This window comes from Pseudomonas sp. KH_050 (assembly GCF_057838875.1).
The window spans coordinates 1,943,727-1,968,367 of record NZ_CM174478.1 but is presented as its reverse complement, the minus strand read 5'-3'; the positions used below and the strand labels follow the sequence as shown (position 1 = coordinate 1,968,367).

General features: G+C 63.2%; 23 protein-coding genes. 3 read left to right on the top strand and 20 right to left on the bottom strand.

Annotated elements, in window-relative coordinates; genetic code table 11:
• Positions 1–4: 4 nt before the first annotated feature.
• From AC3IUA_RS09090 to AC3IUA_RS09035, 12 genes are all read right to left on the bottom strand, one after another.
• Positions 5–475 (bottom strand): MaoC family dehydratase, encoded by a 471-nt coding sequence (locus tag AC3IUA_RS09090; RefSeq protein ID WP_489360169.1) that lies wholly within the window; start codon positions 473–475, stop codon positions 5–7.
• Between the two features lie 10 nt (positions 476–485).
• Complete coding sequence (locus tag AC3IUA_RS09085; protein WP_489360167.1) at positions 486–1,271, bottom strand: SDR family oxidoreductase; 786 nt, start codon at positions 1,269–1,271, stop codon at positions 486–488.
• A 109-nt stretch (positions 1,272–1,380) separates the two neighbouring features.
• On the bottom strand, positions 1,381–2,259 hold the full coding sequence (locus AC3IUA_RS09080; RefSeq protein WP_489360165.1) for an SDR family oxidoreductase: 879 nt from the start codon (positions 2,257–2,259) through the stop codon (positions 1,381–1,383).
• Positions 2,260–2,321: 62 nt separating this feature from the next.
• A complete protein-coding gene (locus AC3IUA_RS09075; RefSeq protein WP_489360163.1) occupies positions 2,322–3,473 on the bottom strand; it encodes an acetyl-CoA C-acetyltransferase in 1,152 nt (383 codons plus the stop codon).
• Between the two features lie 3 nt (positions 3,474–3,476).
• Positions 3,477–4,535: an acyl-CoA dehydrogenase family protein gene (locus AC3IUA_RS09070; protein WP_489360162.1), complete on the bottom strand. Its 1,059-nt coding sequence runs from the start codon at positions 4,533–4,535 to the stop codon at positions 3,477–3,479.
• Positions 4,536–4,545: 10 nt separating this feature from the next.
• Positions 4,546–5,703: an acyl-CoA dehydrogenase family protein gene (locus tag AC3IUA_RS09065; RefSeq protein WP_489360160.1), complete on the bottom strand. Its 1,158-nt coding sequence runs from the start codon at positions 5,701–5,703 to the stop codon at positions 4,546–4,548.
• Between the two features lie 9 nt (positions 5,704–5,712).
• Positions 5,713–6,465 (bottom strand): enoyl-CoA hydratase family protein, encoded by a 753-nt coding sequence (locus AC3IUA_RS09060; RefSeq protein ID WP_489360158.1) that lies wholly within the window; start codon positions 6,463–6,465, stop codon positions 5,713–5,715.
• Positions 6,462–7,574, bottom strand: a complete 1,113-nt coding sequence (locus AC3IUA_RS09055) for an NAD(P)H-dependent flavin oxidoreductase (RefSeq protein ID WP_489360157.1) — start codon at positions 7,572–7,574, stop codon at positions 6,462–6,464. The genes AC3IUA_RS09060 and AC3IUA_RS09055 overlap by 4 nt, the downstream gene beginning before the upstream one ends.
• A complete protein-coding gene (locus AC3IUA_RS09050) occupies positions 7,571–8,479 on the bottom strand; it encodes an enoyl-CoA hydratase (protein ID WP_489360155.1) in 909 nt (302 codons plus the stop codon). The genes AC3IUA_RS09055 and AC3IUA_RS09050 overlap by 4 nt, the downstream gene beginning before the upstream one ends.
• Positions 8,480–8,495: 16 nt before the next feature.
• On the bottom strand, positions 8,496–9,293 hold the full coding sequence (locus AC3IUA_RS09045; RefSeq protein WP_489360153.1) for a CoA-transferase subunit beta: 798 nt from the start codon (positions 9,291–9,293) through the stop codon (positions 8,496–8,498).
• 12 nt (positions 9,294–9,305) lie between these two features.
• The gene (locus tag AC3IUA_RS09040) at positions 9,306–10,181 is read right to left on the bottom strand and encodes a CoA transferase subunit A (RefSeq protein WP_489362281.1); all 876 of its coding nucleotides are present in this window, start codon (positions 10,179–10,181) and stop codon (positions 9,306–9,308) included.
• 12 nt (positions 10,182–10,193) lie between these two features.
• On the bottom strand, positions 10,194–11,084 hold the full coding sequence (locus AC3IUA_RS09035) for a VOC family protein (protein ID WP_489360152.1): 891 nt from the start codon (positions 11,082–11,084) through the stop codon (positions 10,194–10,196).
• Positions 11,085–11,286: 202 nt separating this feature from the next.
• On the opposite strand from AC3IUA_RS09035, the gene AC3IUA_RS09030 reads away from it, so the two are divergent.
• Both AC3IUA_RS09030 and AC3IUA_RS09025 read left to right on the top strand, forming a co-directional pair.
• Positions 11,287–12,459 carry an acyl-CoA dehydrogenase family protein gene (locus AC3IUA_RS09030; protein WP_489360151.1) on the top strand — a complete coding sequence of 391 codons (1,173 nt, stop codon included), beginning with the start codon at positions 11,287–11,289 and terminating at the stop codon, positions 12,457–12,459.
• Positions 12,456–13,649: an acyl-CoA dehydrogenase family protein gene (locus AC3IUA_RS09025; RefSeq protein WP_489360149.1), complete on the top strand. Its 1,194-nt coding sequence runs from the start codon at positions 12,456–12,458 to the stop codon at positions 13,647–13,649. The genes AC3IUA_RS09030 and AC3IUA_RS09025 overlap by 4 nt, the downstream gene beginning before the upstream one ends.
• 684 nt (positions 13,650–14,333) lie before the next feature.
• On the opposite strand, the gene AC3IUA_RS09020 is transcribed toward AC3IUA_RS09025, so the two are convergent.
• The 3 genes from AC3IUA_RS09020 to AC3IUA_RS09010 are packed head-to-tail and all read right to left on the bottom strand — an operon-like array spanning position 14,334 to position 16,491.
• Entirely contained in the window at positions 14,334–14,969 is a 636-nt protein-coding gene (locus tag AC3IUA_RS09020) for a nuclear transport factor 2 family protein (RefSeq protein WP_489360147.1), read from the bottom strand.
• Entirely contained in the window at positions 14,969–15,742 is a 774-nt protein-coding gene (locus AC3IUA_RS09015; RefSeq protein WP_489360146.1) for an SDR family NAD(P)-dependent oxidoreductase, read from the bottom strand. The genes AC3IUA_RS09020 and AC3IUA_RS09015 overlap by 1 nt, the downstream gene beginning before the upstream one ends.
• Before the next feature lie 14 nt (positions 15,743–15,756).
• Positions 15,757–16,491 (bottom strand): SDR family NAD(P)-dependent oxidoreductase, encoded by a 735-nt coding sequence (locus AC3IUA_RS09010; RefSeq protein ID WP_489360144.1) that lies wholly within the window; start codon positions 16,489–16,491, stop codon positions 15,757–15,759.
• A 259-nt stretch (positions 16,492–16,750) separates the two neighbouring features.
• Between AC3IUA_RS09010 and AC3IUA_RS09005 the strand changes: the two genes are divergently transcribed.
• Positions 16,751–17,587 (top strand): alpha/beta fold hydrolase, encoded by an 837-nt coding sequence (locus AC3IUA_RS09005; RefSeq protein ID WP_489360142.1) that lies wholly within the window; start codon positions 16,751–16,753, stop codon positions 17,585–17,587.
• A 77-nt stretch (positions 17,588–17,664) separates the two neighbouring features.
• Here the strand turns inward: AC3IUA_RS09005 and AC3IUA_RS09000 are convergent, their stop codons facing one another.
• The 5 genes from AC3IUA_RS09000 to AC3IUA_RS08980 form a co-directional block, all read right to left on the bottom strand.
• Positions 17,665–18,897, bottom strand: coding sequence for an NADH:flavin oxidoreductase (locus tag AC3IUA_RS09000; protein WP_489360140.1), 1,233 nt, complete (start codon positions 18,895–18,897; stop codon positions 17,665–17,667).
• A 73-nt stretch (positions 18,898–18,970) separates the two neighbouring features.
• Complete coding sequence (locus AC3IUA_RS08995; RefSeq protein ID WP_489360139.1) at positions 18,971–20,617, bottom strand: DUF1302 domain-containing protein; 1,647 nt, start codon at positions 20,615–20,617, stop codon at positions 18,971–18,973.
• A 95-nt stretch (positions 20,618–20,712) separates the two neighbouring features.
• Positions 20,713–22,326, bottom strand: a complete 1,614-nt coding sequence (locus AC3IUA_RS08990; protein WP_489360137.1) for a FadD3 family acyl-CoA ligase — start codon at positions 22,324–22,326, stop codon at positions 20,713–20,715.
• A 20-nt stretch (positions 22,327–22,346) separates the two neighbouring features.
• On the bottom strand, positions 22,347–23,369 hold the full coding sequence (locus AC3IUA_RS08985) for a 2Fe-2S iron-sulfur cluster-binding protein (protein WP_489360135.1): 1,023 nt from the start codon (positions 23,367–23,369) through the stop codon (positions 22,347–22,349).
• Positions 23,370–23,448: 79 nt separating this feature from the next.
• Positions 23,449–24,636 carry an acyl-CoA dehydrogenase family protein gene (locus tag AC3IUA_RS08980; RefSeq protein WP_489360133.1) on the bottom strand — a complete coding sequence of 396 codons (1,188 nt, stop codon included), beginning with the start codon at positions 24,634–24,636 and terminating at the stop codon, positions 23,449–23,451.
• Between the last annotated feature and the right edge of the window lie 5 nt (positions 24,637–24,641).

Below are 24,641 nucleotides of genomic sequence, written 5' to 3'. Positions count from 1 at the left end.
AGGCTCACTCGGTAATAGGGTTGAAGGTGTAACGGCTAATGGTGTCGATCACACATCCGGGCCGCGACTGACCCTCGACTTCCACGGTCACGCGCACCACCAATTGCACGGCGTCCGCCAGCTGCTCGGCGCGCACGATGCTGGCGCTGCCGCGCACCCGCGATCCCACCTTGACCGGCGCCGGGAAGCGCACGCGGTCACTGCCGTAATTGACCCCCATCGCCATGTTGTCGATGGTGAGCAATTGCGGCAGGAACAGGTTGACGAGCGACTGGGTCAGGTAGCCGTGGGCGATACAGACACCGAACGGGCCGCTGGCGGCGCGGACCGGGTCGACATGAATCCACTGGTGATCACCCGTGGCTTCGGCGAACAGATCGATGCGCTGCTGGCTGATAGTCAGCCACTCGGTGTTACCCAGGTCCAGGCCCTCGGCCTCGAGCAACGCCTGGGCACTGCTGAAAACATAACTCATGGCCCACTCCTCAGGCTTGTTGGGAACTGACGGACAACACTTCGCCAACCATGTAGGAGGCGTAGTCGCTGGCCAGGAACATCATCACATTGGCGACTTCCCAGACTTCGGCGGCACGGCCGAATGCCTCGCGCCCGGCGAGGCTGGCGAGCAGTTCTTCACTGGCGGCCTTCTTGAGAAAATCATGCAGGGCAATCGAGGGTGCAACGGCGTTGATACGCACGCCGTACTCGGCTGCTTCCAGCGCACTGCAACGGGTCAAAGCCATAACCCCGGCCTTGGCCGCGGCGTAATGCGCCTGTTCCTTCTGTGCGCGCCAACCGAGGACCGAGGCATTGTTGACGATGGCGCCAGCGCCACGGCGCTGCATCGGCACCAGCATCGCGCGGGTCATGCGGAACGTGCCCGTCAGGGTCACATCCAGCACCCGCAGCCACTCTTCGTCGCTCATCTCGACCACGCGCTTCTGGCCACCGAGGCCGGCGTTGTTGATCAACACATCGACACCGCCGAGCAGCTCTTCAGCATTCGCCACCAAGGCCTGGACTTCGGCTTCGACCGTGACATTGCACAACTGGCCATAAATGGCTTGCAGACCGGTTTCGGCCTTGAGCCGTTCCACGGCCTCTTCCAGGCGGCGCGGGTGAACGTCAGAGATCATCAATGCCCGACAGCCCTCCTCGGCGCTGCGCCGGGCGGCCGAGTAACCGATACCGGCACCTGCGGCGGCGGTAATCAGCACGGATTTTCCAGCCAGTAATTGATGGCCCGGGACATAGGGGGGAGCTTGTTTCACAGCGTTTACCTCCGAAGGTATCAGTACGCTGTCAGGTATAAAGCCACGCCCGGGCCGGCACATCGTCAAAACGGGGTATGGCCGCCTCAGGCGGCCGGTTCGGTCCTGTTCAGCTGCCCCAGACCCGCTGCGCAGCAGGGGCTTGGGCGAGGATCGCATCGACGGCGGCGCCTATTTCCTCGACACGCCATAGCGCGCCTTTGTCGCGGGTGACCCCGGTGCGCCAGCCGTCCCCAAGGGAAATACGCCCACCCTGGCTCTCGAAAATCTGGCCGCTGACGTGGGCCGATTCGGCGCTGCCCAACCACACCACCAACGGCGCAACGTTTTCCGGCGCCCAGGCGTCGAAACTGCCGTCCTCGGGCTTCTTCACCACATCGGGCATGGCGCTTTCGGTCATCGAGGTGCGCGCCGCCGGGGCCAAAGCGTTGGCCGTGATGCCGTAGCGCGCCAGCTCAGCGGCCTGCACCAGCGTCAACGCGGCAATCCCACCCTTGGCCGCCGAATAGTTGGACTGCCCCACCGAACCTTGCAGGCCGGCACCGGAGCTGGTGTTGATGATGCGTCCGTCGACCGGAGTGCCGGCCTTGGCCAGATCACGCCAACGCCGCCCCAACAGGTTCGCCAGGCAATAATGGCCCTTGAGGTGAACGCGCATGACCATGTCCCAATCCTCTTCGCTGAGACTGATGAACATACGGTCGCGCAAGACCCCGGCATTGTTGACCAGCACGTGCACCTCACCGAACGCCGCCAGCGCGGCTTCGACGATGCGCTCGGCGGTGGCCAGGGTGGTGATGTCGTCACTGTTGGCGATGGCCTGGCCACCGTTGGCGCGGATCTCGCCCGCTACATCTTGCGCCGCGTCGGCGCGAATATCGTTGATCACCACGTTGGCGCCCGCCGCCGCGAACGCCAGCGCATAGGCGCGACCGAGCCCGCCGCCGGCCCCGGTGATGATCACGGTGCGGCCTGAACAAATAGCCATGCTTGACTCCTTATTACTGCGTGACCGCACGCCCGACGGACGGCGGTACGGATGGGAAAGACCTAGAGGCGCTCGATGATCGTGACGTTGGCCTGGCCGCCGCCTTCGCACATGGTTTGCAGGCCATAACGGCCACCGCTGCATTCCAGCTCGTTCAACAGCGTGGTCATCAATCGGGCTCCCGTGGCGCCGAGCGGGTGACCCAGGGCAATGGCGCCACCGTTGACGTTGGTGCGCGCCGGGTCGTAGTCCAGTTCCTTGGCCCAGGCCATGACCACCGAAGCAAAGGCTTCGTTGATCTCTACCCGGTCGATATCGCTCATGCGCAGGCCGGTTTTTTCCAGGGCACGGCGTGTCGCGGCGATTGGCGCGGTCAGGTGCCAGATCGGATCATCGCCCATCACCGTGAGGTGATGGATGCGCGCCCGTGGCGTCAGGTCGTAACGTTTGAGCGCCGCCTCCGACACCACCAGCAACGCCGCCGAAGCGTCGCAGGTCTGGCTCGAAACGGCCGCGGTGATCGAGGGGAATTGCGGGTCCACCGGCAGCAGCTCGGCCATTTTTGCCAGGCTGGTCAGGCGCGGAGTTTCATCCGCACGCAGGCCGTTGCAAGCGACGATTTCCCGAGCGAAACGCCCGCTCTCGATGGCGGCCAGGGCGCGGCTATGGCTTTGCAGGGCAAACGCTTCCATCTGCTCGCGGGTGATACCCCAATGATCGGCGATGCGCTGGGCGGCGTAGAACTGGTTGACCGGCTGATCACCGAAACGTGCGCGCCAGCCTTCGCTACCGGAAAACGGATCGGCAAAACCCAGCGACTGCCCGGCGAGCATGGCCGAGGAAATCGGAATCCGGGTCATGGTTTGCACCCCACCCACGGCGATCACATCCTGGGTGCCGCTCATCACCGCCTGCGCCGCGAAATGCAGCGCCTGTTGCGACGACCCGCACTGGCGATCGATCGTGGTACCGGGCACATTCAGTGGCAACCCGGCGGCGAGCCAACTGGTACGGGCAATATCACCGGCCTGGGAGCCGATGGTGTCGACGCAACCGAAAATCACGTCGTCATAGTCTTCGCCCGGGATGGCGTTGCGTTCCACCAATGCCTTGAGCACATGAGCACCCAGGTCTATGGCGTGGACCTCGCTCAAGGCACCTTTGCGCTTGCCGGTCGGGCTGCGCAGTGCATCAACAATATAGGCCTCTGGCATGACTCACTCCTCGAAGGTATGGCCCGGGCCCAGGCGGGCACCGTCGGCGAACAGGTAGTCGCTGACACGGGTTTTATGAAAGCCGCGATCACCCCAGGACGCATCGAGCGCCCAGGCACGTTTCATGAACATCTGCAGATCGACTTCCCAGGTGTAACCCATTGCGCCGTGCACCTGAATGCCCTTGCGCGCGGCGATCCAGCTTGCCTCGCTGCAGGCCAGGCGGGCCTGGGAAACCCAGACGCTGGCATTGCTATCGCCTTGGGCCAAGCCGTGGGCTGCGCGGTACAGCACGGGTTTGGCCTGTTCGATCTGCCGGGCGACATCAGCCAGGTGATGCTTGACCGCCTGGAAGCTGCCGATGGGCTTGCCGAACTGCTTGCGCTGGGCAACGTAGTCCACCGACAAATCGAGCATGCGTTGTGCCAGCCCGAGCAATTGACCGGCCACCGACAATGCGCCACGGTCGAGCAGTCGCGCCTGCAATGAACGGCCCAGAACGCCGCCAGCCACACAGGTGGCCGGTGTCGGGTTCCAGGTCACCCGACCCAGGCGTCGCGAAGCATCGATGCTCGGCTGGTGCTGCACATCCACCTGCGAACGCGGCACCACATGAATGTCGTCGCCATCGATGAGGATCAACACTTCTGCCAGTTGCGCATCGCTGACCAACGGGTTGACCGGATGGCCGATGGCAAGGTGCAAGGTACCTTCGGCGATGCCTGGCAACAGGCTGCTGCGTGCCGGGTGACCCGTCGCCAGGCTGGCGAGCAAGCCCGTGGCGACATACGCGGTGTCGGCCATGGAGTCGGGAATCGCGTAATACCCCAGCTCCTGGGTCATCAGTGCCCAAGCCACATCATCCATGCCCAGGCCACCCTCGGCTTCGGGAACCGACAATGCGGTCAGGCCCTGGGCGGCAATTTTTTTACGCAGGTCAGGTGAGCGACCGACATTGGTTTCCCAGATTTCCCGGAGCATTTCCGGAGCGGCTTCAGTCATCAGGAAACGACTGATGGCTTCGCGAAACGTCAGCTGGTCATCGGTAAAGGTGAAGTCCATGGCCCGTTCCTTATTTCGGCAAGCCGAGCATCCGCTCGGCAATGATGTTGCGCTGGATTTCGTTGGTCCCGGCGTAGATCGGCCCGGACTGGGCAAACAGGAAACCTTCAAGCCAGCCTGCCGCATCGCCATCGACAGGGGGCAGCAGCTCGGCGCGGGCACCGAGAATGCGCATGGCGGTCTCGTGCATCTTCAGGTCCAGTTCCGACCAGATGATCTTGTTGATACTCGACTCGGCACCGATCTGCTCGCCCCGGCTGAGACGCCCGACCGTGTGGTAGGCCGACAGGGCGTAGGCCTCGGCGCCCATCCAGGTTTCCAGCACCGCGTCACGCAGGCCCGGATCGCGGTCGGCGCTGTCGCGGTTGGCCTTGTACAGTTCCACCAACTTGCGTGCGGTGTACTGGAAACGCGCCGGCGAGCGCAGCAACAACCCGCGTTCAAAACCGGCGGTGGCCATTGCCACATGCCAGCCTTGCCCTTCTGCACCGATGCGGTTGGCCACCGGCACACGGACGTCGTCGAAAAACACCTCGGCAAAAGCATCCTTGCCATTGAGTGCCTTGATCGGACGGATGCTCACTCCCGGAGCATCCAGCGGCACCATCACGAACGACAGGCCGTGGTGGCGCGAGGAGCCCGGTTCGCTGCGAAACAAGCCAAATAGCCAGTCGGCGAAGATCGCTCGGGTCGACCAGGTTTTCTGGCCGTTGATCACGTAATGATCGCCGTCGAGCGTGGCCTTGCAGGTGATCGCCGCCATGTCCGAACCGGCATTCGGTTCCGACCAGCCTTGTGCCCACATGTCGAGGCTGGCGGCCATGCGCGGGAGAAAACGCTGTTTCTGTTCCGGGGTGCCGAATTCCATCAGCGTGGGGCCCAACAACAACTGACCGTTCTGGTTGACGCGCATCGGCGCCCCGGCACCGTAGTACTCTTCCTCGAAGATCAGCCACTCGATCAAATCGCAACCGCGACCGCCCAGTTCGGCGGGCCACATCACCATCGACCAGCGGCTGTCGAACAGCTTCGCTTCCCAGGCGCGGTGCTGCTCGAAGCCTTCCTGAGTGTCGTAGCTGGCCAGCGGTTCGCTCGGCAGGTTGGCCGCCAGCCAGGCGCGTACTTCGGCGCGGAAGGCGGTTTGTTGGGGGGTGTAATTCAGTTCCATGGCGTTCCCTCAGAACTTGGCGTCGCGTTTTTCGACGAAGGCCCGGCGCGTTTCCGCGGAGTCCGGGCTGCTGTAGGCCTGCATGGTGAAGCCCTGCTCCCAGCGGTATTTGTCTTCCAGGTTGCCGTCTTCGATGCCGTTCAAGGCTTCCTTGGCGATGCGGATCATGCCTGGGCTCTTCTCAGCGATTTTCGCCGCGATGCCCAGAGCGGTTTCGCGCAGTTGGTCCTTGGTGACGATCCGCTCGATAAAGCCGTATTGCAGGGCTTCGGGGGCGCCAATGCTGTCGCCGGTAAAGAACAGGTAGCGCACTTTTTGCAACGGGAACAGGCGTTGCAAATGCGCACCACCGCCCATGGCGCCGCGGTCGACTTCCGGCAGGGCGAAGGTCGCGCATTCGGAAGCGACGACGATGTCCGCCGCCCCGGTGATGCCAATGCCACCGCCCAGGACAAAACCATGGACCGCGACAATCACCGGCACCGGGTTACGGTGCACGGCCTTGAACGTCGCGTAGTTACCGGCATTGACGTCTACGATCCGCTCCGGATGCTTGTCCAGTTCCTTGATGTCGACGCCTGCGCAAAAGCCCCGGCCTTCGGCGCGGATCACGATCACCCGCACATCGGGGTTGGCCCCAAGCGCTTCGATCTGCCGCGCCAGGGCGTGCCATTCCTGGCTGTCGAGGGCGTTGACCGGCGGTTTGGCGATCACCAGTTCAGCGATCCCCTGATTGAGTTGTGTCGTAAATGCCTGGTTCACAGGGGTTCTCCAATGCTGGCGGGATGGTTCGAGGGGTGGGTCTGGCTGCGGGCCAGGAGTGCGTCCAGACATTGCCGGGCCTCGCTGGCGATGCCTTCGATCACTTCACGGCAGCTCAGCAACTCGCCGATGGCCGCCGCGACCTGGCCGCTGGGCAGGATGCCTTCATCCGGAGCGCCATCGACCATCGAGCGCTGCAACAGGACCGGCTGGTTGGCGGCCATCACCACTTGCGACAGCGCCGAGGGATCCTCACGCAACGCACGGAAAAAGACCGAGGCCATGTGCCCCAGGCTCATGCCGGTCTGCTGCTTCCACTGCCAGGCGCTGCCCAGGGCAATACGCAGGCGACCGAAGGGGCCGGCCTTCTCCAGATGATTGATAAAACGGTTTTCGATCATGCGGTGGCGCATGCCATCCACCGCCGTGGTCACGCGCACCAACTGCGGATCGTTGACCTTCAGGTAGCGTTCCAGGGTCGCGGCCGGTGTCGGCGATTCGCGGGTCATTAGGAACCGCGTGCCCATGGCGATGCCGGCGCCCCCGGCAGCCAGCACCGAGGCCAGGCCACGACCGGTGGCATAACCGCCGGCGGCGATCACCGGCACCTTGACCGCGGCCAGTACTTGAGGCAACAGAATGGAACTGGGCACGCCGCCGGTATGACCGCCGCCCTCGCCGCCCTGAATGGTGATCAGGTCGGCGCCCAGTTCCACAGCCTTCAACGCATGTTTGAGGGCGCCGACGGTGGGAATGCACAGCACCTTGGCCGCCTTGAAACGCGCGATGGTCTGTTTGTCCGGACCACGTCCGTAGCTCACGGCGCGCAGGCGGTACTGGATCGCCAGGTCGACGCACTGCGCGGCGTTGTCCTGGAACATATGAAAGTTGAGCCCGAAGTTGCTGCCACCGGTGGCGTCGATCACCTTACGGATTTCGCCTTCCAGTTCATCGGCGAGGATGGTCGCCCCGGCCAGGAAACCGAAGCCCCCGGCCTGGGTGGTGGCGATCACCAGGTTGGCGTCGGCAACCCAGCCCATGGCGGTTTGCACAATCGGGTAGCGGCAACCGAGGGCCTCGGTCAGTGGCGTATCCAGCCAGCTATTCATTGGCTCTTGTCCTCTGCCTGCTTGTTGGCCCGGGCCATGCCCTTGGCGTCGAAGCCGCCCAGTTTGTCACCGGACAACAGCTCGTTATGGGCATGGGCGAAATGGTGCCAGGCAAACACCGCATCCATCGCCGTGCGCTTGCCTTGCAGGTCCTCGACGTGGTTGATCGCCTGCTTGGTCAGGGCCAGCCCCATGCGCGGCTGGCGGGCGATACCGGCGGCCAGGGCATAGGTGGCTTGCTCCAACTCTTCGCGGGGCACCATGCGGTTGACCATGCCCACTTGCCAGGCACGGGTGGCGCTCATGCGGTCACCGGTGAAGAGGAATTCCTTGGCGATGCGCGGGTTCATTTCATAGGGATGGGCGAAATACTCCACTCCCGGAATGCCCATGCGCACCACCGGGTCCTGGAAAAACGCGTCATCGCTGGCGACGATCAAATCGCACACCCAAGCCAGCATCAGCCCGCCCGCCACGCACGCGCCCTGGACCATGGCGATGGTCGGCTTGGGCAACTCGCGCCAGCGTCGGCACATGCCCAGATAGACCTCCTGTTCGCGGGCGTAGAGTTGCTCGCCACCGGGCTTGTTGGTGTGGTCCCACCACAGGTGCGCGCGCTCGAACGGCTTGTCGATATCACGCCCTGGCGTGCCGATGTCGTGGCCCGCCGAGAAATGCTTGCCGTTGCCCCGCAGGACGATGACCTTGACGTCGTCGTCGTTCACCGCCTGGCGAAAGGCGGCGTCCAGGGCGTAGGTCATTTGCGAGTTTTGCGCGTTGTTGAAGGTCGGCCGGTTCAGCGTCAGCGTGGCAATCCCCTCAGCCACGCTGTACAGCACCGGTGTGTCTGTTTCGTAGACGGCTTTGTCCTCACGGACGACGAATTCACTCTCGCTGCTGTGCATATTCACTGTCCTCGCCTCAGACCGTACGGATGCCGGGCGGGTTGCCCTTGATCGCCGCGGCGCGGTAATCGTGGGGGTCGAGTCGGCGGATCAGCGCCAACTGTTCGCTGGTCGGGTGCACGGTTTCATGCAATTGCGCCGATTTGAGCAACGGGAAACCGGTGTTTTGCTGGACCTGCTCGAAACTCACGCCGGGGTGCAACGAACGCACCTGTACCGCACGTTCGGGACCGCCGAAATCGAGCACGCACAGATCGCTGACCACCCAGTGGATGTCCATCAAGTCGCGGCGCGCACCTTCGGGCCAGCGCTCAGCCTTGAAGCCGACGCCGGAGACCATGTCCACCTCGTCGCTGACAAACACCCGGGTGTTATGGCTGGGTACGAAAAACGAATTGAGGTGGTTGATGCTGTTACCCGGCAAACCGCGCACGCCGAGGATCGCCGTCCTGGGCTTTTGATAGTCGCCGACGCAGGACAGGTTGGTCTGGCCCCAACGGTCGATCTGGGTCGGGCCGATCATCGCGTGACGACGACCGCCCCAGACGCATTCGAACACCCGCTCGAACGACATGTAGCCGGAGTAACGCGGCACGTAGTCGCCACGCGGGCCTAGCGGGATCGGCTCTTCGACCAGGAACGCTTCACTGTCGGTCATCAGCAGTTCAGGGCTGTGGGTGAGTTTGGCCAGGCTCGCGCCCAGGCGCGGAATCACGCCAAGGCCCGAGGCAATCACTTCGCCATTGCCGCGCCAGGCCTCGGAGGCGGCAACGATCATCAGTTCAGCGAGGGTGAAATCACAGGTTGCAGACATAGTCGCTAATCCTCAGAACACGGGAAGGGGCAAGGCGCCCATGGAATCGGCACCGCCGTTCTGTGCCTGATAGGCCTGCTCGCCACCGGCGACGTAGGTCTGCACATAGTCCTGCCAGCCGTTTTCCGCCTGGCTGCTGGCGACATAACCCTTGAGGTGCTTCATGTCCCAGCCGTAGTCGGGGGCGCAAGAAGTCGGGTGTGCACCGAGCGGCGCATGCACCACGCCGCTCACCAGATAGCGCTCGAAGGTATTGAAGCGAGCCTGATCGGCGCTCAGCTCCAGGCGTTCTTCCAGGCGTTCGCAGGAGACAAAGCACTGGTTGGCGGCGCGGGCGAACAGGTGGTCGAAATACGGGTCCGGCCCGGTCACCAGGCAATTGCCCAGGCGGTCGGCGACGTTGACGTGAACAAACGCCACGTCGAGGTTCAGCGCCGGCATGGCCAGCAGCACCTCGCCATCGGCATACGGCGACGCGATGGTCTTGAGCTCCGGGTTGAGGCGGGTCACGTCGGTGGCGAGGCCGCAACGGGTCGGCAGGAACGGCAGGCGCATTCCAGCGGCGCGCAGGCCCCACTGGAACATGCCTTCGTCCAGTTCCAGCAGTTCCAGCTCACCGGCCTCGCGGGCTTTGCGGTAATAGGGTTCCAGCGGAATGGCATCGAGGGTGGCGAAGCCGAACACCAGCTTCTTGACCTTGCCGGCGGCGCACAACATGCCCACTTCCGGGCCGCCGTAGGCGACCACGGTCAGGTCCTTGACCGGCGAACGCAGAATCTCGCGCACGATCGCCATCGGCTTGCGCCGTGGCCCCCAGCCACCGAAACCAATGGTCATGCCATCGCGCAATTGGGCGACCGCATCGGCCGCTGTCAGTTGTTTGTTCATCATGACAATTCCTTACTGTTGGCCGACCGAAAAGTCGTGCCCCCAAATGCTCACGCGGGTGAACTCGAATGCCGAATGCTCGGCCCAGTCGACTTGCAATCCACCAAAGCCGTATTCCAGATCGAAACCGGACGGCGTCTTCATGTAGAAGCTGGTCATGCGGTCGTTGAGGTGCTGGCCGAGGGTTGCCGACAAGGTCACCTCATGGGCGCGCAGACGGTCGTGGGCACGGCCGACCTCGGTCATCGAATCGACCTCGACCATCACGTGTACGCAACCTGACGGCACCGGGTACTCGGCCAGCGCCAGGCTGTGGTGGCGGGCGTTGTGGCAATGCAGGAAGTGAATGCGGATCGGCGGCGCCGACGGGTCGGGACGGAAGTTGAAAATGTCCGACAGCTCGAAGCCCAGCACGTCCTTGGCGAACGCCAGAGTGGCGTCGAAGTTCGGTGCCGGCAGCACCGCGTGGCCCAAGCCCATGTCGCCGGTGATGAACCGCGGCACGCCCTGGGGCGAGACAAATGGCAGGCAATCGGAGCGATGCCCCCAGCTCAGTTCATGGCAGTTGCCCGACGGGTCGGTGAGCTTGACCAGCGCCTGTACACCGCGCTGCTCGATCTCGGCGGCAGAGCCCGACTGCCATTCGATGCCGAGGGCGGTCAGGTGCTCAAGTGCAGCCTGGAACGCCGGCTCGTTGGCCAGTTCCCAGCCAGAGGCCAGGTAACGCGCCTCGCTGCCTTCGACGATCAGCATGCGAAACGGACGCTCGTCCATTTTCACGTACAGGCCACCGCCCGGCGCCGGACGCACTTGCATGCCCAGCACGTCCTCGGCGTAACGTTGCCAATGACTGAGGTTTTCGATCTGCGAGACGAAATAGCTCAAACCGCGAATGTCGATCATGCCTGGGTTCCTCGTTGGCTGATTTCGGTGCGTGGCTTGCATTGTGCTAAGCGCCGGGACCTGCTTCATCGTCCATTGAGACTAAGCAAGACAGCGGTTCAAGGGGCTGGCGACAGCGGGGTTCTAGTCCGTTTCGATGATTCGGGTAAAACCGCCGCGACCCTAGACTCGCTCATCTATTCGCCTAGCAGAGACAGCCCCCATGGAGTTCGCCTTTACCCAGGAACACTTGATGATTCGCGACAGCGCCGAGCGTTTTCTCGCCTCGGCCAGCGACTCTCTGGCCGTGCGTGCAACCATGAGTCGCGCGGACGGTTACGACCCCGATGTCTGGCAACGTATCGGCCTTGAGTTGTGTTGGCCGGCCCTGATGGTCCCCGAGCGTTTCGGTGGCATGGGCCTGGGATTTGTCGAGCTGGCGATTCTGCTGGAACAGAGCGGTCGTTTTCTGTTGGGGTCGCCGCTGTTCGCCACCGCTTGCCTGGCCACCCCGGCCTTGTTGCTGGGGCACAATCCAGCGCTGCAAGAGCGCTGGCTCAGCGAGATTGCCGGCGGCGAAACCACTGCGACGCTGGCGTTCGCCAGTGGCAAAGGATGGGATGCACACAGCGTGCAAACGATCGCCCAGGCCGGTGCTGGCGGCTACTACCTTAATGGTGTTTACACCCAAGTCATTGACGGGACACAGGCGGACTTGCTGATCGTCGCCGCGCGCAGCCCCGGCAGCGAAGGGGAATCGGGCATCAGCCTGTTCACCCTCGGCGCCGATACCCCAGGTGTTCAGCGCACTGCCCTGCCCACCCTGGATCAGACCCGACGCCTGGCACGGGTAGAGCTGCAGAATGTATTCGTCAGCGAGGCGCAAATGCTCTGTGCCCCTGACCAAGGCTGGACGGCGCTGCGCGATAGCTTGCAGATCGCCGCTGCCGGCCTGGCCGCCGAACAGGCTGGCGGCGCGCAACAAGTCCTCGACCTGACCCTGGCGTACATCGCCGAACGCCGACAATTCAGCCGCACCATCGCCAGCTTCCAGGCGATCAAACACCGCTGCGCCGACATGATGTTGCAGGTTGAGTGCGCCCGCTCCGCGGTCTATTACGCCGCCTGCGTAGTGCAAGAACACCTCGCCCCCGAAGGTGATGCAGCGGTGGCCAGCGAACTGGCCATGGCCGCCGCCACGGCAAAGATCCATGCCAGCGAAGCTTTTTTTCACTGCGCCGCCGAGTCGATCCAGTTGCATGGCGGCGTGGGTTTTACCTGGGAATACGACCCGCACCTGTACTTCAAGCGCGCCCGCGCCAGCGAGCAACTGCTGGGCAACCCGGCGCTGCACCGTGAGCGCCTGGCGGCACACCTGTTCGGAGAAAACGCATGAAAATCGGTTTCAGCAATGCCGATGAGGCTTTCCGTGGCGAGGTCGCCCAATGGTTGGCCGAGCACCTGAGTGGCGAGTTTGCGCCGCTGCGCTATCGCGGCGGCCCAGGGGACGAGCATAGCTTTCCCGAGGAACGCAAAGCCTGGGAACGTGAACTCGCCGCGGGGGGCTGGATTGGCCTGGGGTGGGCCAAGGACCATGGCGGGCGCGGCCTGAGCCTCTGCCAGCAGGTGATTTTCCACGAGGAATATGCCCGTGCCGGCGGCCCCGGACGCATGGGCCACATCGGCGAAGGGCTGGTCGGTCCGACCCTTGCCGCCTTCGGCACCCCGGCCCAGCAACAGCGCTTGCTGCCCGGCATCCTCGGTGGCAGCGAGTTCTGGTGCCAGGGCTACTCCGAGCCCGGTGCCGGCTCCGACCTGGCGAACGTACAAACCCGGGCCCGACTCGATGCCACGGGCGAACACTGGCTGATCAGCGGGCAGAAAGTCTGGACCTCACTGGCACACGAAGCCGATTGGTGTTTCGTGCTGGCGCGTACCGAACCCGGCAGTCAAGGGCATCATGGCTTGTCATTCCTGCTGGTGCCGATGGCCCAGGCGCAGATCCGCGTGCACCCGATCCAGCAATTGACGGGCACCAGCGAGTTCAACGAAGTGTTTTTCGATCAGGCGGTGACCCACGCCGATAACCTGATCGGCCGACCGGGCGACGGCTGGAAAATCGCCATGGCCCTGCTCGGCTTCGAGCGCGGTGTCTCGACACTGGGCCAGCAAATGCAATTTCAAAACGAACTCGACGAAATCATCCGCATCGCCCGGGCCAACGGTGCCTCACGCGACCCTTTGCTACGCCAGCGCATCGCGCAGGCGTGGTCCGGACTCAAGGTGTTGCGCTACAACTCGCTACGCATGCTCTCGGGTCCGCAGGATGGCAGCCTTAACCGCGAAGCCATGATCTACAAACTGGCCTGGTCCACCTGGCACTCAGATCTTGGGAAGCTGGCGATGGACGTGTTGGGCGACGAGGCGGAAGTACTCGAGGCTGCGCCCTATCAGTTGAGCCGTTTGCAGTCGCTGTTTCTGTTTACCCGCTCCGATACGATTTATGGCGGCAGCAATGAAATACAGCGCAATATCATTGCCGAGCGTGCCTTGGGGATGCCGCGGGAGGCGCGGGTGCGTGAATAGCGTTATGCGCGGTTTTTTAAGGGGTACATATCCGTTTCTTTCGTAACGGCCACTAATGGTTCCGCTCTTACAGCGGGTCACTTTTGACAAACGCGGTACGTGTCAAGGTACCTGTCACCTAGGCTCGGCATGCCCTCACTCCGGCCTCTGGGAAAGGGGCAGGCAGATCAAAAGCCAGAGCAAAAGCAAAAGCGAGAGACAATGGGCACCTGTAGGAGCGAGCTTGCTCGCGAAAAATGTCCGGGCAACGCGGAGAACCAGACAGCCCGCGTCATCGTTGACGTCCATCGCGAGCAAGCTCCTACAGGGGGATGCGTACTTACATCAACCAGGTCGGCTGTCAGGCCGCCTCGGCTTGGCTTTTCGCGGTACACGCCGCCTCGAGAGGCCGAGTGGAGGTTCTGCGTAGTGGGCACCGCGGCAAGGATGCCGCGGTAGCCGCCCCCGGCCATGGATGGCCGATGGCGGCGGGCCCACGGAGCAGGACCGGAGCGAGGGCATGCCGAGCCTGGGCGAGGCACCGAACGAAAGGGGCAAGAGCGCTTGGTTACTTGGCGCTTCTCCAAGTGACCCGCTGTAAGAGCGGAACCACAAGCCGCCGTTACCGCAGAAACGGATATGTACACGATCCGAAAAGCGTAACCATTACCGCAACAATGGATATGTGCACAACCAAACCAACTGTCACCGAACGCGAATCTTCGGATCCCCCGCCCCACGCCGCAGCGTCGCTAGAAACCCCTCCAACGGCGCCGGTTCGGCAATTTCCGGCAAGGCCTCCTTGTCCGGCCGTTGCGCCCAGAACGCATCCCAGGACGGGAACAGTTCGTGGAAGGTCCCGGCATAAGGCTCACGCCCCGGCCAACGCATTTTCAGGCCGCCAATCGGTGGCTTGTTCAGGTCGGTTGCGTACCAGTAGCACGGCAAGCGGCGACGGAAGCACCAGCGCCCGTCAATGCGCTCGTAATCGTCCCAATACAGCATCTGCATGATTACCCACTCGGGACCGGTCTCATGCTCGTTCTTCGAATAGACGACGCCGGTGGCGTGATCGGCATCGCTGAACTCGATAATGTGCTGGCCCAAATGATGGGAGGTACCGTGGAACTGCTTGCGCATGGTTTCGTCCAGCCACACCTTGAGGTGCGCGCGACCGCTCTTGTCGCGACCTACGCGTACGTCCGGGGCGAAGCAGTTGGCCATGGCATCCATGTCCCGCATGTCCAGAGCCAGGGCGTACTTGCCGGCCAGTTGGCGGATCGCGTCAAGCGATTCCAGGCGGTCGATGCGCGCAAGTAATGCGCTCGTGTCCTGGCTCATCAGTCGAGTACCGTGTACAGGTCAGAACCGCGCCCGCCGTCCACCGCCAAGCTAGCACCCGTGACATACGAAGCTTCGTCGCTGGCCAGGAACAGAATGGCGTTGGCCAACTCCACCGGCAGGCCGACCCGTTTCATCGGGATGACTTTCTCGGTGTTGGTGCGGGCCTTGGCATCGCCGAGCATGCCGGCGGTGGCCGGGGTATCGACCACGCCGGGGATGATCACGTTGCAACGAATGTTGTTTGGCGCGCCTTCACTGGCCGCCGCCCGGCTGAAGTTGATCACCGCGGCCTTGGCCGCCGAATAACCGGCCATCCACGCGGTGCCGAACAGGCCGCAGATCGAGGCGATGTTGACGATCGAACCGCCGCCCTGCTCTTTCATCAGGCGCATCGCGGTGCGGGTGCCAAAGAAGGTGCCATCGACGGTAGTGGCGAAGTTGGCGTGCCAGTCGGCGGTGGACATGGTGTCGATGCCGCCCCAGGTGTAGGCCATCGCATTGTTGACCAGAATGTCCAGCCGACCGTGGCGCTGCGCGGTGGCTTCCAATGCGCTGACGTAGGCCTGCTCGTCGCTGACGTCGGCCACGGCAATTTCAGCGTGCCCGCCGAACCCTATGATTTTTTCCTGCACACCTTGCAACGGCTCCACCCGTCGCCCGCATAGCACGACGGTGGCGCCCTCCTCGGCAAACCGCAGCGCGGTGGCTTCACCGATGCCCGAACCGGCGCCGGTCACAAAGGCGATTTTTCCCTGTAGACGTTTGCTCATCAGTGACTCTCCCATCAGATAAAGGCCATGCCGCCGTTAACCGCGATGTTCTGGCCGGTCATGAAACTGGCGTCTTCGCTGGCGAGGAATACCGCGACACGGGCGATCTCGTCCGTCTCGCACATGCGGCCCAACGGCACGTTTTTCAGCAGCGTTTGCATGTAGTCGTCAGGGATGCCGGCCATCATCGGCGTGTTGGTCGGCCCCGGCACCAGGGTGTTGACGCGAATTCCGCTGGCTGCCAGTTCACGGGCGATCGAGCGGGTCAGGCCCATCACCCCGGCTTTCGAGGCGCAGTAATGGCCAGGTCCGTCGCCGGTCAGCGCGGCGGTGCTGGAGAGGTTGATGATCGCCCCTTTGCGTCCACCCTTGATCATCAGCCTGGCGCCTTCGCGACAGCACAGGAAAGTGCCGCCCAGGTTCACACCGATCACCCGCGCCCAACTGTCGTCCGGGGTTTCGAGGAAGCTGTCCAGCGCACCCACGCCAGCGTTGTTGACCAGGATGTCGAGGCCGCCGAAGTGCTGCTCGGCCTGGCCCATGGCATCGGCCACGGAAGCGCCGTCACCGACGTTGCAGGCCAGGGCCAGTACCTTGTCGCCCAGGTCCGCCAGGCTTTCGGCCAAGGTCGCCTGATTCAGGTCGACAGCCACCACCTTGGCGCCTTCGGCGACAAAACCACGCACGATGGCCTGGCCCATGCCTTGCCCTGCGCCGGTCACAAAGGCCACTTTATTGAGTAACTTCATAGCGATCTCCGAATGTGCAAATACCCTGCGGCCCGCCGCCCTTGCAGTGGGGCCGTCCCCTGAATGATTAGCGGCAAGGGCCCTGGCACACATCGTCCGATGGGACTATCGCCGCGTGGTCTGAACGGACGATGCCGGCAATGCCGCGCGGCCCCAGCATTCGTTAGTGCATACCACGTCAGGCGCAGCGTTCCCCTTCAACCCGCTGTCGCGCCTGACGCGGCTGTGCTTTACGAATCCGCAGAAAATGGAGAACCCCATGAACCAACCCGTAGACCTGCCCCTGCCCGTCGGCCATTACGCAACGCTGCCCAACAACGGCTTGCGCCTGCACTATCTGGATGAAGGCGCGGGCCCCGTGGTGCTGTGGCTGCACGGCAGCGGGCCGGGCGCCAGTGGTTTCAGCAACTTCAAGGGTAACTACCCGCAGTTCGTCGCCGCCGGCTACCGCAACATCGTCCTCGACCTGCCGGGTTTCGGCCGTTCGGACAAACCCGAGGACGCCCAGTACAACCTGGATTTCTTCGTCGACTGCGTGGCGGCGTTCCTGGAAGCCGTAGGCGTGCAGCGCTGCACGCTGCTGGGTAACTCGCTGGGTGGCGCGATTGCTCTGGGCCTGGCCCTGCGTCTGCCGCAACTGCCCCAGAGCCTGATCCTGCTGGCACCGGGCGGTGTCGAGGAGCGGGAGACCTACTTCAAGATGGAAGGCATCGTGCGCATGGTCAGCCTGTTCAACGCCGGTCCCATCGGCATGGACGAGATGCGCAGCATGATGCGCCTGCAGTTGTTCGATGATTCGATCCTGCCGGAAAGCCTGCTGCAAGAACGCGTGGCGGTGGCCGTGACCCAGCCGAAGAACCTGTTCAGCACGATGATGGTGCCAAACATGGAAACACGCTTGGGCGAGATCCAGTGCCCGATCTTCGGTTTCTGGGGCACCAACGATCACTTCAACCCGATCAGCGGCGCCCAGCGCATCATCGACGGCGCGCCGAACGCCCGGTTCATCGTGCTCAACCGTTGCGGGCATTGGGTCCAGGTGGAACACCGCGAGCTGTTCAATCGCAGCTGCATCGACTTCCTGCAGAACGGTTGATCGCCAAACACCACAACCCCTGTGGGAGCAGGCAAGCCCGCTCCCACAGGGGTTGTGGTGTTTTTTTTGAGCGCAGGTTAGCGCCCCGCCGCCGGCTGGCTGTTCAACTCGGCATCACCGGGCTGGCCCAGTACGCAGGAGGTGCCGCCGGGGGTGTACATCATCGCCACGCAGCGGTTGCAGGCGGTGCAGATCGAGTCGCGGCTGGCGCCACTGGCGAGTTTGTTGACGTAGTCATTTTCGGCCAGCAACACCCGGCCCATGGCGACAAGATCGAAGCCCTCGGCCATCAGCTTTTCAATGCTCGCCAGGCTCTTGGCCCCCCCCAGATAAGCCAAAGGCATTTTCACCGCCGCACGCACCTTGCGTGCGTGTTCCAGCAAATACAGCTCACGGAATTCCACGGTTGGCTCTTTACGGCGCTGAATGGCCATCGCAAAGGCAATCAACTTGTTCTTCTGCTGCACGCGGTTTTCCTTGGGGAACGAGGAACCGAACATGGTGGTGATCGACTCTGCGTTCATCCCGGCGCTGAGCACCAGCAGGTGTGCGCCCTCTTCTTCCAGCATGCAGGCGATCTTCGCCCCGTCTTCCGCACTGTTACCGGCGCGCACGCCTTCAGTGACGCTGTATTTGCAGATCACCGCCATGTCCTGGCCGACCGCATCCAGCACCGCACGCAGCACCCGGCGCGGAAAGCGCAGGCGATTTTCCAGGCTGCCGCCGTACTGGTCGCGGCGCTTGTTGTACATCGGCGAAATGAACTGGCTGAGCAGGTAGCCGTGGCCCATGTGGATTTCCACTGCATCGAAACCCGCCTGGCGTGCCAGGCGCGCTCCTTGTGTGAAGTCGCGCACCACTTGTTGCATGTCGGCTTCGTTCATCGCCTGCTTGAGGAACATGCCACTCATCAAGCCGATCTTGTTGAAGCCGCCGCTGGCTGACAGCGGGCGTTTGGTCGAGCGCTCGCGGATAAAGGTAAAGCAGCCGCCATGGGTGATCTGCGCGCTGGCCAGGCCACCGGCCTCGTGCACCCCGTCGGTCAGGGCCTTGAAGTGTGGCAGGCTGGATTGGGTAAGGGTCAACTGGTTGGGCAACGTGCGGCCATCGCTGCTCACCGCGCAATAGGCCACGGTGGTCAGGGCGGTACCGCCAGCGACCAGGGCTGAATGCAACTTGACCAATTGTCTGGAAGGCACGCCCTGGGCACTCATGCCCTCGTTGGTGGCGGATTTGATAAACCGGTTTTTCAGGGTCAGTGGGCCAATCGCAATAGGGCTGAACGGTGATGGGGTCGGACGAGGGTTCATGACAGGCCTCTCTTTATTGTTATCAGGCTACAAATGAAGGCTGCGTCGCCATATCGCGACACAGCCATGATCATCAGAAGGTGTACTTGGCGTTGAGCGACAGGTAATCACGGTCAGCCAGCAGTCGGCCTTGGGCGACATCCGGCGAGCTCAGGTAGGCGACATAGGTCATGCCGATCTGGAAGTTGCCCAAGTACTTGAAGTCGCCACCCACGGTCAGGCGTTTTTCGTCACGGCCCAGGCCCTGATAGGCGCTGCCGTCGACGTTCTGCGTCCACACCACCTTGGTGCTCAGGTCCAGGCCGTTGGCGATGGACGGGTAGTCCATGTAGGCGCCTATGCCCAGCAGGGTCGAGCCACGGGTCTGGGTGTTCGACTCGAACGTGTCGAACGTGCCGTCCACGCCAGCTCCGCCGCCGGTGATCGTCAAGCTGTCCACGTCGGCAATGTGCTGATGCACCACTTCGCCCATGAAGGTGGTCTGTTGGGCCAGGATGCTCGGCCCAAGGATGTACAAGGCGTTGAGGTTGCCTTGCCAGATCTGCCCGGTGGTTGGCGCGCCGTTGTTCAGGTAGACCGAGGCGCCGTCGCGGTAGCTCAGGTCACCGGCGTACTGCACCGAGTCGCCGACCTTGGAGCTGAAGCTGATCCCGGTCAACTTGACGTCTTCGAAGTAGCCCATGCGATAAGTCATCGCATTGCCGTTATGGCCAATGCCCTTGAGCGACGAGTATTGGGTGTTGCCGGTGAAGTCGAAGAACAGCGAGCCGATGCGCTCGTTGTAGCGGTAATGGAACAGCCCCACCTCGGTGTTCTCGGTGATCCGGTAGCGTACGCCCAGGCCCCATTGGCCGCTGTCGCTGGCGTCTTTCTCACCGGCGTAAGTGACCGCCGCGCCGTTGGGCAGGCTGTCCACCTGGCCCCTGCCCAAGCGATAGAATTCGGCGCCGGGACCGAAGGTGTCGCTGCCGAAGTAGTCGCCTACGGGGTTGAGCTGGGTCTTCTCCCACTCGTACTGGTAGAAGCCCACCAGCGCCAGGTTTTCATTCAGCGACCACGACCCCGACACCTGCCCCACCGGCAGGTACGAGTCCTTGGCCTCGGTGCCCGGCACGTTGAACTTGGTGGCATCCACCGGGGCCTGGCCCTGGCTGATGTTGGGCCAGAACAGGCTCTCGCCCCAGGCCACCAGATGCTGCCCGGCCTTGAGCGACAAGTACTGGGTTTCGCCGACTTCGAAGTTGCCATACACATACGCATCGAGCAGGCGCCCGGTGCCGCCACTCAGTTGACGGGTTTTGTCACTGAAGCCATCGTTGTGCCCGAGCTTGTTCACCGTATCCGGCGAGTCGTTGGCGTTGCGCTGGTGATAGGCATCGTCATAGAAATCACTGCCGCGCAGCACCGCTCCGAGGTTGTCGTGCTTGAGTTGCAGTTCGCCAAACAGGCTCAGACGGTTGTTGATCAAGGATCCGCGCTTGAAGTTGCGCGTGCCGTCGTCGTTGTTGGGGTCGTTGAGGTATTGACTGGCCTGCTTGGCGGTACGCATGGACGCGGTGTAGTTGACCGTCAACGACGAATCCAGCGTGGTGTTTTCTCCCAGTTGGATGGTCGGTGCGGCGCTGGTCGTGGCACTGGCGACGGTGATGGCCGTTGCCAACAGGCAGCGACCCCTGATCAGGCTCCCCGGATGGCGCGCAACAATGTTTCGCGTAAACATGCCCCTCTCCTTTGTTGTTGTTTTTTGCTCGTGTTGCCACAGCATGAAAAAAACCGGTGCCGTGTACATCGTCCGTTTGGTGAGATGAGCGCACCTCATGCCTGAGCGCTGTTGACCACCGCGCGCAGTTCGTTCTTCGCCACCTTGCTAGACGGGTTGAGTGGCAAGGCGTTGAAGAAGCGGACCTGGCGCGGCACCTTGTAATTGGCCATCTGCTCACGGCTCCAGGCGATCAGTTGCGCCTCGTCGAGTGCTTCTCCTCCACGCAGCACCACGCAGGCACACCCGACCTCGCCCATGCGTTCATCGGCGATGCCGATCACCGCCACCTGGGCAATCGCCGGGTGCTTGATCAGCGCCGCTTCGATTTCCGCCGGGTAGCAGTTGAAACCGCCGACGATGAACATGTCCTTCAGGCGGTCGGTGATGATCAGGTTGCCCGCCTCATCCAGGCGCCCGACATCGCCGGTGTGCAGCCAGCCTTCAGCGTCGATGGTTTCGGCAGTGGCTTCGGGATTCTGGAAATAGCCCTGCATGACGTGGAAGCCACGCAGGCAGATCTCGCCGGTTTGCCCTGCGCCCAACGCCTGGTTGTGCGGGTCGCGGATGCTCACTTCGGTGCCGGCAATCGGCCGGCCGCTGGTGCCCGCGATCACCTGCGCCGAGTCCCGGGGATCGCAGATGGTCGCCAGCCCGCCGCACTCGGTCAGGCCGTAGGCGGTGGTGACCACGGCAAACCCCAACTCGTTACGCATGCGCTCGATCAGGCTCGGCGGAATGCTGGCCGAGCCGGTTACCGCAATGCGCAGGCTCGACAGGTCGGTCTGCTTGAGCCGCGGGTGGGCCAACAGCGACAGGTACAGGGTCGGCGCGCCGGGCAGGACGCTGATGCGCTCTCGGGCAATGCGCTGGAAGACTTCTTCTGCGTCGAACACCGCATGGGGCAGGATGGTCGCCCCGCCGATCAGGCAAGTCAGCCAACCGGCCTTATAGCCAAAGGCGTGGAAGAACGGGTTGACGATCAGATAGCGATCGCCCGGCACCAGGCCGATGACCTTGACGTATTCGCTGAAGGCCCGCAGGTTCTGGCCATGGCCGCTCATCACGCCCTTGGGTTTGCCGGTGGTGCCGGAGGTGAACAACAGGTCGCACATGGCCTCGGGGCCGACTGCCAATGCGCGGCGCCTGGCACTCTCGGCATCGATGGTCGCGGCACCGCGCAGGAACTGTGCAAGGGTCAGGTTCGAAGGCAGCTCGGACGTGTCGCCATCAAGGATCACCAGGTGTTCAAGGTTGGCCGGCCGATGGGGAGCGAGCAGCGCCAGGTAGTCGACGTCGAGAAAGTGTTGCTGGACAAACAACAGCCGGCAGCCGCTGCGTTCCAGCACATCGGCCGCCTCAAGGCCCTTCATGCGCGTGTTGATCGGCACCAGCACCGCACCGGCGCATTGAATGCCCAGCGCCGTGAGGATCCAGTCAGCGCTGTTCGGCGCCCAGACACCGACCCGGTCGCCGGCCTGAATGCCCAGCGCCATCAAGCCCCGGGCAAAGCACATGACCCGTTCTGGCAGCTCGGCGTAATCAATGCACTGTCCGTTGTCTTCGATGGCCGTGCGACCGGCAAAACGCTCGGCGCTTTGGAACACCAACCGGGCAATGGTGGTGGGCACTTCGCTCAGCGGTAGGGATATCTTCAAGCTCTGGTTCATCGTAGGCTCGGTGATCTGAATCATTCGGGAAAACGGATACGCAAGTGGGTGCTGGTTGGCACGGCCTGGCAGGCAAGGATCCAGCCTTCGGCCAGTTCACCGCTGTCCAGCGCATCGTTGTGCAGCAGCTCGATGTCGCCACTTTCCAGCGTGCACATGCACGAGGCGCAGCCACCCACCCGACAGGCGCTGGGTGGATTCAGGCCGGCACGCTCCATCGCTGCCAGCACGGTTTCGCCGCTGTCGCAGGCCAGGTTGTGTTCCTCGCCATCCAGACGCACCGACAACTGCGCAGCCATCGCCGCTTCACTGCTGACCGCCAGCGGCAGTTCGCCTTCGCCAGGCAGCGAGACAAAGCGTTCGACATGGACCCGGCCGCCAGGCAGGCCCAGGCTTTTCAGTGCACTGACCGCTGCGTCCATGAACGGCCCGGGGCCACAAATAAAGGCCTGGGCGTCGGTAAACGGACGCGCCAGCTCAGCCAATTGCTCGACGGTCGGAATGCCCTGCACCGAATCGAGCCAGTGGACGATCTGCAGGCGTTGCGGGTGCGCGCTGGCCAAGGCCTTGAGTTCGTCGCGAAAGATCACTGAGGCTTCATCGCGGTTGGCGTAGATCAACAGAATCCTGCCGTGGCCGGCCAATAGCGCTGACCGCAGGATTGAAAGCACCGGCGTCACGCCGCTGCCCCCGCCGAACAGCAGCAGGTCGTCGTCCAGACTGCGCGGCACAAACACCCCGGCGGGCGGCAGCACCTCCAGTATTTGACCGGCCTGCAACTCGCCGCAGAGCCAGTTCGAGGCCCGGCCGTCACGCACGCGCTTGACCGTCACCCGCAGCGGTTCGCCCAGCAACGGTGTGCTCGACAACGAATAGCAGCGCGGCAACCAGCCGTCTTCGAAGGGGATGCGCAAGGTCAGGAACTGACCAGGCTGATAACGGAAACGTTCGCCAAGATGCTCTGGCACGTCGAACACCAGGGAACGCGCATCGGCGGTTTCCTCGATCACTCGCGCCACGCGCAGGGCAAGATAATTGTTCATAGGTCAGGTACTCATGACCACCTGCCCGTGTATCACGGACAGGTGTAAACCCAGGGGTATCGAAACGGGCACCATGGCCTCAGACGTACGGGTCCGGGTTGGGCAGGCCCAGCATCACCGCGCCGTAGCTGCGCCCGTAGGCCATGTAGTTGTTGGCGATGTGCCCACGCGCCTGATGCAGGTCGCGGAACAGCCGCGCCACCGGGTTGGTGTTGTACAAGCCAGAGGCGGCCATGCTGCGCAGCAGGTCGTTGGCCCGTTCGGCGCAGATATTGGTCACGTAGGCCGATTGGTAGCGATACAGCAGGCGGGTTTCGGTGTCCGGGTATTCGCCGGCACGGGCCAGGCTCATCAGGTGCTCGTAGTTGCGCTCCAGCACCAGGCGCAGGCCGTCGACGGTGATCATCGCTTCGGCAACAGCGGTTTGCGCCACCGGATCTTCAGCGGTACGGGCGCCGTGCTTGCCGATGTGCCTGGCGGCGTTGTCGCGGAACTCGTTGATCGCGCCTTGCAGGGCGCCTATGGCCGAGGTCGAGACAGCGCGAGAGAACACCTGGGCGAAGGGGATCGCGTAGATCGGGTTGGTGTTGACCAGTCGCCCGGGCGTCGCTTCGAGGGTCCAGTTATTGGTGCGCTGTACACGATGGGCAGGGACGAACACATCCTCGACTACGATGTCATGGCTACCGGTGCCACGCAGGCCCAGCACGTCCCAGTTACGCTCGATCTGATAGTCGTGACGCGGCAGCAGGAAAGTGCCGTGCTCGGCGGCCAGTTCGCCATCGGGCGGCAGGATGCCGCCCAAAAACACCCATTGGCAGTGCTCGCTGCCGCTGGAGAAACCCCAGCGCCCGCTGATCCGGTAACCGCCCTCGACTACCGTGACCTTGGCCGCCGGCATGTAAGTCGAGCAGATCAAAGTGCTGTGGTCATCCGCCCAAACTTCACGCTGTGCTTCGATCGGATAACGTGCCAGCTGCCAAGGGTGAACCCCCATCACGCCGTAGATCCAGGCCGTGGACATGCAACCCTCGGCGAGGATGGTCTGGATTTCGAAGAAGGTACGCGGGTCCACTTCATAGCCACCGAACGCCCGTGGCTGCAAGGCCCGCAGCAAACCGGCGGACTGCAACTCGGCAACGCTCTCCTGCGGCACCTTCAAGTCCTTGTCGGCCTGCGCCGTGCGTGCCTTGAGTGCTGGCACCAGGCTCCGTGCACGTTCAAGCAGATCACGTTCGTCCTGGGTCTTTTCTCGCATGCTGTGCATCACTC